This is a genomic window from Streptomyces sp. NRRL S-87 (genome assembly GCF_000719335.1).
GTDB lineage: Bacteria > Actinomycetota > Actinomycetes > Streptomycetales > Streptomycetaceae > Streptomyces.
In genome coordinates, this window is sequence record NZ_JOGB01000145.1 from 1 (window position 1) to 2,262 (window position 2,262).

The 2,262-nt window shown below is 78.1% G+C and carries 1 protein-coding gene; it reads right to left on the minus strand.

Annotated elements, in window-relative coordinates:
* On the minus strand, positions 1–2,262 hold a 2,262-nt coding region (locus tag IF43_RS0135405; protein WP_030211047.1), incomplete at both ends, for a polyketide synthase dehydratase domain-containing protein.

Sequence of the window (2,262 nt, forward strand, 5' to 3'; positions counted from 1 at the left end):
CGCGGTCAGCGGGTGCTCCGCCGGAACGCCGGCCAGTACGGCCGCCAACGCCTCCCGGTCGGCCACGTCACACGCCGCCCAGGTCACCTCGGCACCCAGGCCCGCCAGCTCCGCCGCCAACTCGACCGCGCCCGGCGCCGCTTCACCACGACGCGACACCAGCAGCAGGTGCCGCACACCGTGCTCCGCGACGAGGTGGCGGGCGAACAGGGCGCCCAGGGAACCGCTCGCGCCGGTGAGGAGCACCGTGCCGTCGGGGTCCCACGCGGGAGCCGGCTGGACGGCCGGCGCGTCGGCGCGGGCCAGCCGCGGCACCAGAACCGTGCCGCCGCGGACCGCCACCTCGGACTCGCCGCCGGCGAGGGCGGCCGCGAGGGCGCCCCGCACGTCGGCGTCGGCGCGGTCCGTGTCGGCGGGCCCGTCGGTGTCGACCAGGAGGAAGCGGCCCGGGTGCTCGGACTGCGCCGACCGCACCAGGCCCCGGACCGCGGCGTGCACCGGGTCGGGCAGGCCCTCGCCGGGTACGGCCTCCACCGCGCCCCGCGTCACGAACGCCAGGCGCCCGTCCGCGGACCGGTCCTCGGACAGCCGCTCCTGCAGCAGCACCAGCACCCGTGCCGTCGCGGTGTGCACCGCCTCCGGCAGCTCGGCGGGGGCGTCCGTGCGCAGGTCGACGACGCCGACGTCCGCCGTGTCAGCGGGAGCCGCGGCCGTGCCGTCGGCGGGGACCACGGTCCACTCGACCCGGTACAGGGACTCCGGGCGGCCGTCGCGGGCGGCCGCGCCGATCTGCTCGGGCGAGACCGCGCGCAGCGCCAGCGCGTCCACGGACGCGAGCGGCCGACCGGCCGGATCGGCGAGTTCCAGGGACACCGCCCCGGGGCCGGCCGGGGCGAGGCGGACCCGCGCCGCGGAGGCTCCGGTGGCGTGCAGGCGTACGCCGCTCCAGGCGAACGGCAGCCGCGCAGCGGCGTCGGAGCCGGAGTCGGAGTCGGGACCCGCCTCGGGACCCGGGTCGGTGGCCGGGGTCGCGAGGAGTCCGGCGTCGAGCGCCAGGGCGTGCAGGGCCGAGTCGAGCAGGGCCGGGTGCACTCCGAACGCGTCGGCGTCCGACCGCGCGCGTCCGTCCAGGGCGAGTTCGGCGTACAGGGCTCCGTCGTGGCGCCAGGCCGCCGTCAGCCCCTGGAACAGGGGCCCGTAGCGCAGGCCGGAGGCGTCGAGCTGCTCGTACGCCTCGTCCACGGGGACGGGGGTGGCGCCGGCGGGCGGCCAGACGCCCAGGTCCACGCCGGCCGCGCGGACGTCCGAGGCGAGCAGACCCGCCGCGTGCCGCAGCCACGGCCGGTCCTCGGCAGGGGCGTCGGCACCGGCGCTGCTGTCGGCCGGGCGCGAGTACACGGCGACCGGGCGGCGACCGGAGTCGTCCGGCGCGCCGACGGTCACCTGGACCTGCACCGCGCCGCCGTCGTCCGGCAGGACCAGCGGGGCCTGGAGGGTCAGCTCGTCCAGGGCGGGGGCGCCGACGCGTTCACCGGCATGCAGCGCCAGCTCCACGAACGCCGTGCCCGGGACGAGGACGGATCCCATGACCGCGTGGTCCGCGAGCCAGGGGTGGGTGCGCAGCGAGAGCCGGCCGGTGAGGACGCGGCCGTCGGCGTCCGCGAGCGACACGGCCGCCCCGAGGAGCGGGTGCGCGGCGGCGGCGAGGCCGAGGCCGGTGGCGTCGCCGGGGAGCGGGCCGCCGGTCCGCGGCCAGTAGCGCTCCCGCTGGAAGGCGTAGGTGGGCAGGTCCACGCGCCGCGCGCCCGTCCCTGCGAAGTACTCGTTCCAGTCGACGTCGACGCCCCGGCAGTGGGCCCGGGCGAGCGCGGTGGTGAGGGTCTCCGCCTCGGGGCGTCCCGCGCGGAGCACGGGGGCGAGGACGGCGCCGTCGCCTCCGGTGAGGCAGTCCTGGGCCATCGCGGAGAGGACGCCGTCGGGGCCGAGTTCGAGGTACGTCGTGACGCCGGCGGCTTCCAGGGTGCGGATGCCGTCGAGGAAGCGGACGGCGTGCGGGGAGTGGAAGGCGTGGCTGACCGTCAGGCGCTTGGTCTTGCGGCCCTGCGCCTCGAAGGCATCGGCGATCGCGACCGCCGCGGCCTGGTCACCGGAGACGACCACCGCCTGCGGACCGTTGACCGCGGCGATGTCCACGTCCTCGGTGAGCAATGGCACGACCTCCGCCTCGGAGGCCTGGACCGCGATCATCACGCCGCCGGTCGG